This is a genomic window from Streptococcus sp. 2154, from assembly GCF_013277255.1.
Classification (GTDB): domain Bacteria; phylum Bacillota; class Bacilli; order Lactobacillales; family Streptococcaceae; genus Streptococcus; species Streptococcus pseudopneumoniae.
On sequence record NZ_VMMK01000018.1, the window covers coordinates 136,365 to 143,248 of the forward strand.

General features: G+C 44.0%; 5 protein-coding genes. All 5 read left to right on the plus strand.

Annotation, left to right across the window (positions count from 1 at the left end; genetic code table 11):
- The first annotated feature begins 9 nt into the window (after positions 1-9).
- The 5 genes from HT693_RS02510 to HT693_RS02530 are packed head-to-tail and all read left to right on the plus strand — an operon-like array spanning position 10 to position 6,785.
- Positions 10-4,401 carry a PolC-type DNA polymerase III gene (locus HT693_RS02510; RefSeq protein WP_172924773.1) on the plus strand — a complete coding sequence of 1,464 codons (4,392 nt, stop codon included), beginning with the start codon at positions 10-12 and terminating at the stop codon, positions 4,399-4,401.
- A gap of 37 nt (positions 4,402-4,438) precedes the next feature.
- Positions 4,439-5,116, plus strand: coding sequence for a hypothetical protein (locus HT693_RS02515; protein WP_000970259.1), 678 nt, complete (start codon positions 4,439-4,441; stop codon positions 5,114-5,116).
- Positions 5,117-5,129: 13 nt separating this feature from the next.
- A complete protein-coding gene (locus tag HT693_RS02520; protein WP_031222513.1) occupies positions 5,130-5,282 on the plus strand; it encodes a hypothetical protein in 153 nt (50 codons plus the stop codon).
- A 21-nt stretch (positions 5,283-5,303) separates the two neighbouring features.
- Positions 5,304-6,545 (plus strand): aminopeptidase, encoded by a 1,242-nt coding sequence (locus tag HT693_RS02525; RefSeq protein WP_172924775.1) that lies wholly within the window; start codon positions 5,304-5,306, stop codon positions 6,543-6,545.
- Between the two features lie 9 nt (positions 6,546-6,554).
- Entirely contained in the window at positions 6,555-6,785 is a 231-nt protein-coding gene (locus HT693_RS02530) for a GlsB/YeaQ/YmgE family stress response membrane protein (RefSeq protein WP_023932538.1), read from the plus strand.
- Positions 6,786-6,884 lie beyond the last annotated feature (99 nt).

The following is a 6,884-nucleotide window of genomic DNA, read 5'->3' on the forward strand; positions in this document are numbered from 1 at the left end:
GGAAAATGAATGTCAAACAGTTTTGAAATTTTGATGAATCAATTGGGGATGCCTGCTGAAATGAGACAGGCTCCTGCTTTATCACAGGCTGATATTGAGCGAGTTGTAGTTCATAAAATTAGTAAGGTATGGGAGTTTCATTTCATATTTTCTAATATTTTACCGATTGAAATCTTTTTAGAATTAAAGAAAGGTTTAAGCGAAAAATTTTCTAAGACAGGCAATAAAGCTGTTTTTGAGATCAAGGCTCTGTCTCAAGAATTTTCAAATCAGCTCTTGCAGGCCTATTATAGAGAAGCTTTTTCTGAAGGGCCATGTGCTAGTCAAGGTTTTAAATCTCTTTATCAGAATTTGCAAGTTCGTGCTGAGGGCAATCAACTCTTTATTGAGGGTTCAGAGGCGATTGATAAGGAACATTTTAAGAAGAATCATCTTCCTAATTTAGCGAAACAACTTGAACAATTTGGCTTTCCAACTTTTAATTGTCAAGTAGAGAAAAATGATGTGCTGACCCAAGAGCAAGAGGAAGCCTTTCATGCTGAAAATGAGCAGATTGTTCAAGCTGCCAATGAGGAAGCGCTTCGTGCTATGGAACAACTGGAACAGATGGCACCACCTCCAGCTGAAGAGAAACCAGCCTTTGATTTTCAAGCCAAAAAAGCTGCAGCTAAACCCAAGCTGGATAAGGCGGAGATTACTCCTATGATCGAAGTGACGACGGAGGAAAATCGTTTGGTATTTGAAGGGGTTGTTTTTGATGTGGAGCAAAAAGTGACCAGAACAGGGCGTGTTTTGATCAACTTTAAAATGACGGACTACACTTCAAGTTTTTCTATGCAAAAGTGGGTTAAAAATGAGGAAGAAGCTCAAAAGTTTGATCTCATCAAGAAGAATTCTTGGCTCCGAGTGCGTGGGAATGTGGAGATGAATAACTTCACACGAGATTTGACGATGAACGTACAGGATGTGCAGGAAGTTGTTCACTATGAGCGGAAGGATTTGATGCCAGAAGGTGAGCGTCGGGTTGAGTTTCATGCTCATACTAACATGTCGACTATGGATGCTTTGCCAGAGGTAGAAGAAATCGTTGCAACAGCTGCTAAGTGGGGACACAAGGCGGTTGCCATCACGGATCATGGAAATGTCCAGTCCTTCCCACATGGCTATAAGGCGGCTAAGAAAGCGGGAATCCAGCTGATCTATGGGATGGAAGCCAATATCGTGGAGGACCGTGTCCCTATCGTCTATAACGAAGTGGAGATGGACTTGTCAGAAGCGACCTATGTGGTCTTTGACGTGGAAACGACGGGACTTTCAGCTATCTATAATGATTTGATTCAGGTTGCGGCCTCTAAGATGTACAAGGGGAATGTCATTGCTGAATTTGATGAATTTATTAATCCTGGACATCCCTTGTCAGCGTTTACTACTGAGTTGACTGGAATTACAGATGACCATGTCAAAAATGCTAAACCACTGGAACAAGTGTTACAGGAATTTCAAGAATTTTGCAAGGATACGGTCCTAGTCGCCCACAATGCGACCTTTGACGTTGGCTTTATGAATGCCAATTATGAGCGTCATGGTCTGCCAAAGATTAGTCAGCCAGTGATTGATACGCTGGAGTTTGCTCGAAACCTCTATCCTGAGTACAAACGTCATGGTTTGGGGCCTTTGACTAAGCGTTTTGGTGTGGCTTTGGAACATCACCACATGGCCAACTACGATGCGGAAGCTACTGGTCGTCTGCTTTTCATCTTTATCAAAGAGGTGGCAGAAAAACATGGTGTGACCGACTTGGATAGACTAAACATTGATTTGATTAGTCCAGATTCTTATAAAAAAGCTCGGATTAAACATGCGACCATTTATGTCAAGAATCAAGTAGGGCTAAAAAATATCTTTAAGCTGGTTTCCTTGTCTAATACCAAGTACTTTGAAGGGGTACCACGGATTCCGAGAACGGTTCTAGATGCCCATCGGGAGGGCTTGATTTTAGGATCAGCTTGTGCAGAAGGCGAAGTTTTTGATGCAGTCGTTTCCCAAGGTGTGGATGCGGCGGTTGAGGTGGCTAAGTATTATGACTTTATCGAGGTTATGCCACCTGCTATTTATGCTCCCTTGATTGCCAAGGAGCAGGTCAAGGATATGGAGGAACTCCAGACCATTATCAAGAGTTTGATAGAGGTTGGAGACCGCCTTGGCAAGCCTGTTCTGGCTACGGGAAATGTCCACTATATCGAACCGGAAGAAGAGATTTATCGTGAAATTATCGTCCGTAGTTTGGGACAGGGGGCTATGATTAACCGAACCATTGGTCATGGTGAACATGCCCAACCCGCTCCTCTTCCCAAGGCTCATTTTCGAACGACTAATGAGATGTTGGATGAATTTGCCTTCTTGGGAGAGGAACTGGCTCGTAAACTGGTTATTGAAAATCCCAATGCCTTAGCAGAAATCTTTGAACCTGTTGAGGTCGTTAAGGGTGACTTGTACACGCCTTTCATCAACAAGGCTGAAGAAACAGTTGCCGAATTAACCTATAAGAAGGCCTTTGAGATTTATGGAAATCCGTTGCCAGATATTGTTGATTTGCGGATTGAAAAAGAACTAACCTCTATTTTGGGGAATGGATTTGCCGTGATTTATCTAGCCTCGCAGATGCTGGTGCAACGTTCCAATGAACGGGGTTACTTGGTTGGTTCCCGTGGATCTGTTGGTTCCAGTTTCGTTGCGACTATGATTGGGATTACGGAGGTTAATCCTCTCTCTCCTCACTATGTCTGTGGTCAGTGTCAGTATAGTGAGTTTATCACCGATGGATCTTACGGTTCAGGTTTTGATATGCCCAATAAGGACTGTCCAAACTGTGGTCACAAACTCAGCAAAAATGGGCAAGATATTCCTTTCGAGACCTTCCTTGGTTTTGATGGGGATAAGGTTCCTGATATTGACTTGAACTTTTCGGGAGAAGACCAGCCTAGCGCCCACTTGGATGTGCGTGATATCTTTGGTGAGGAATATGCCTTCCGTGCAGGAACGGTTGGTACGGTGGCTGCCAAGACTGCCTATGGCTTTGTAAAGGGCTATGAGCGAGATTATGGCAAGTTTTATCGTGACGCAGAGGTAGAACGCCTCGCTCAAGGTGCCGCTGGTGTCAAGCGGACAACAGGACAACACCCGGGGGGAATCGTTGTTATTCCTAACTACATGGATGTCTATGATTTTACGCCTGTCCAGTATCCAGCAGATGATGTGACGGCTGAATGGCAGACCACTCACTTTAACTTCCACGATATCGATGAGAATGTCCTCAAGCTAGATGTTCTAGGACATGATGATCCGACCATGATTCGGAAACTTCAGGATTTGTCTGGGATTGACCCTAATGAAATTCCTATGGATGACGAAGGCGTGATGGCACTCTTTTCTGGGACTGATGTGCTAGGAGTAACACCTGAGCAAATCGGAACGCCTACGGGTATGCTGGGGATTCCAGAGTTTGGAACCAACTTTGTCCGAGGCATGGTAGATGAAACCCATCCGACGACTTTTGCGGAGTTGCTTCAGCTCTCAGGTCTATCCCATGGTACAGATGTCTGGTTGGGAAATGCCCAAGATTTGATTAAGCAAGGAATAGCAGACCTATCGACTGTTATTGGTTGTCGGGACGACATCATGGTTTACCTCATGCATGCTGGTCTGGAACCTAAGATGGCCTTTACCATCATGGAACGGGTACGTAAGGGATTGTGGCTCAAGATTTCCGAAGAGGAACGCAATGGCTACATCGAAGCCATGAAGGCTAATAAGGTACCAGAGTGGTATATCGAATCCTGTGGGAAAATTAAGTACATGTTCCCTAAAGCCCATGCGGCAGCCTACGTTATGATGGCCTTGCGCGTAGCTTACTTCAAGGTTCATCATCCCATTTATTACTACTGTGCTTATTTCTCAATCCGTGCTAAGGCTTTTGATATCAAGACCATGGGGGCGGGCTTGGAGGCTATCAAGCGCAGAATGGAAGAAATCTCTGAAAAACGGAAGAACAATGAAGCCTCTAATGTAGAAATTGATCTTTATACAACTCTTGAGATTGTCAATGAGATGTGGGAGCGTGGCTTTAAGTTTGGCAAACTCGATCTCTACCGCAGTGATGCGACTGAATTCCTCATCGATGGAGACACCCTCATCCCGCCATTTGTAGCAATGGATGGTCTGGGAGAGAACGTTGCTAAGCAGTTGGTGCGAGCGCGTGAAGAGGGAGAATTCCTCTCTAAAACAGAACTACGCAAGCGTGGTGGACTCTCATCAACCTTGGTTGAAAAGATGGATGAGATGGGGATTCTTGGAAATATGCCAGAGGATAACCAGCTCAGCTTGTTTGATGATTTGTTTTAATAGTTTGAAATGTCTTGTGTAGGTTTGAGGTTGTATCATGATGGAAAAGAAAAAAAGAGCAACACCCTGGAAACCAGGGAAAGTTATTTCCATACGTTTGCGAAATGGCGTTTATGTATTAGCACAAATGGTGCGTGATCCCTATCTGGTATTTTTCAACCATTTTAATGAGGAAAATAACTGGAAGGGAGTGACCTTGAAAGATGAAGATATCCTCTTTTGTAAGGCTGTTACTCGCCAGTTTCTACGCTATAGTCCTGTAGCGATTGTCAAAGAAGTTACCCCCCTGTTAAATTATGAACTGCCTAAAGAATGGATTTATAGCCATATTGGAGGGCATCCTATTACTGTTTCGGTAAAGGGAAGGGAGCGCCAACTTGCTGGTTTTGGTAGACGTTGTTCTTTGGTCCTGGCGGATAAAGACAGTGGACTACCAGAAGATAATCCACTTATGGGACTCTTCCAAACCTATATCATATCAGATATCAAAGAACAGGATTGGGATCGGGTAGGTCAGGCTGAACTTATGTCTATTGAAGTATTTCCAACACTCAACGAACGTCTCTATCTTTGCTTTCTTTATGGGAAAAATATAAATCCAGAACAAGATATCTCTTTAGGAAAGCCTCTGCCTGATGACTATGAAACCTATATAGATATCCTCACAAATAGTCCAGAGGCACGACGCCTCTACCTAGGAGAGCATGAAGAATAAGAAAGGACATTTCATGAAACTAAGAATTTTTGCGGAAGACAAACCAGCTGAAAAAGTCTTTGAGTATCAATTAGACCTTGCTGATCAGACAATTCTTCTATCAACAGCACTTTTGTCAGGTGTCATTGCTTTAGCAGGATTATTCTCTGCTGTGAAAGAAAAATAAAAATAGAAAAGAGAAAATTACATGGTTTTACCAAATTTTAAAGAAAATCTAGAAAAATATGCGAAATTGTTGGTTGCGAACGGAATTAACGTGCAACCTGGTCACACTTTGGCTCTCTCTATTGATGTGGAGCAACGTGAATTGGCACATCTAATCGTGAAAGAAGCTTATGCCTTGGGTGCGCATGAGGTCATCGTTCAGTGGACAGATGATGTGATTAACCGTGAGAAATTCCTCCATGCCCCGATGGAGCGTTTGGACAATGTGCCAGAATACAAGATTGCTGAGATGAACTATCTCTTGGAGAACAAGGCTAGCCGTCTTGGAGTTCGTTCATCTGATCCAGGTGCCTTGAACGGAGTGGACGCTGACAAGCTTTCAGCTTCTGCTAAAGCTATGGGACTTGCCATGAAGCCAATGCGAATCGCAACTCAATCTAACAAGGTTAGCTGGACTGTAGCAGCCGCTGCTGGACTTGAGTGGGCCAAGAAAGTCTTTCCAAATGCTGCGAGCGACGAAGAAGCAGTCGATCTCCTTTGGGACCAAATCTTCAAAACTTGCCGTGTTTACGAAGCAGATCCCGTTAAGGCTTGGGAGGAACATGAAGCTGTCTTAAAGAGCAAGGCCGATATGCTCAATAAAGAGCAATTTTCAGCCCTTCACTACACAGCGCCAGGGACAGATTTGACCCTTGGCTTGCCGAAGAACCACGTTTGGGAATCAGCTGGTGCTGTTAATGCACAGGGCGAAGAATTCTTGCCAAATATGCCGACAGAAGAGGTCTTCACAGCGCCTGACTTCCGTCGTGCAGATGGTTATGTCACTTCTACAAAACCGCTTAGCTACAACGGAAATATCATTGAAGGCATTAAGGTGACCTTTAAGGATGGACAAATCGTAGATATCACTGCTGAGAAGGGTGATCAGGTTATGAAAGACCTTGTCTTTGAAAATGCGGGTGCGCGTGCCTTGGGTGAATGTGCCTTGGTACCAGATCCAAGTCCAATTTCTCAGTCAGGCATTACCTTCTTTAACACCCTTTTCGATGAAAATGCGTCAAACCACTTGGCTATCGGTGCAGCCTATGCGACTAGCGTTGTTGATGGAGCGGAGATGAGCGAAGAGGAGCTTGAAGCTGCAGGGCTTAACCGTTCAGATGTTCACGTAGACTTTATGATTGGTTCTAACCAAATGGATATCGATGGTATTCGTGAGGATGGAACGCGAGTACCTCTTTTCCGTAATGGGAATTGGGCAAATTAAGGAGATAATATGTTAGGAAGTATGTTCGTTGGTCTCCTAGTGGGATTTTTAGCAGGTACTCTGACCAATCGTGGAGAGCGAATGGGATGTTTTGGAAAAATGTTTCTCGGTTGGATCGGAGCCTTTCTAGGTCACTTGCTCTTTGGAACTTGGGGGCCAGTTTTATCAGGAACAGCTATTATCCCAGCTGTTTTAGGTTCCATGATTGTCTTAGCAATTTTCTGGAGACGAGGAAGTTAATTTCTTAAATCTGATACTCAATGAAAATCAAAGAGCAAACTAGGAAACTAGCCGCAGGTTGCTCAAAGCACTGCTTTGCGGTTGTAGATAGAACTGACG

Bases quoted from the DNA above. Each gene is read 5' to 3' on its own strand.
- HT693_RS02510 (WP_172924773.1), top strand. From the start codon at position 10: ATGTCAAACAGTTTTGAAATTTTGATGAATCAATTGGGGATGCCTGCT.
- HT693_RS02515 (WP_000970259.1), top strand. From the start codon at position 4,439: ATGATGGAAAAGAAAAAAAGAGCAACACCCTGGAAACCAGGGAAAGTT.
- HT693_RS02520 (WP_031222513.1), top strand. From the start codon at position 5,130: ATGAAACTAAGAATTTTTGCGGAAGACAAACCAGCTGAAAAAGTCTTT.
- HT693_RS02525 (WP_172924775.1), top strand. From the start codon at position 5,304: ATGGTTTTACCAAATTTTAAAGAAAATCTAGAAAAATATGCGAAATTG.
- HT693_RS02530 (WP_023932538.1), top strand. From the start codon at position 6,555: ATGTTAGGAAGTATGTTCGTTGGTCTCCTAGTGGGATTTTTAGCAGGT.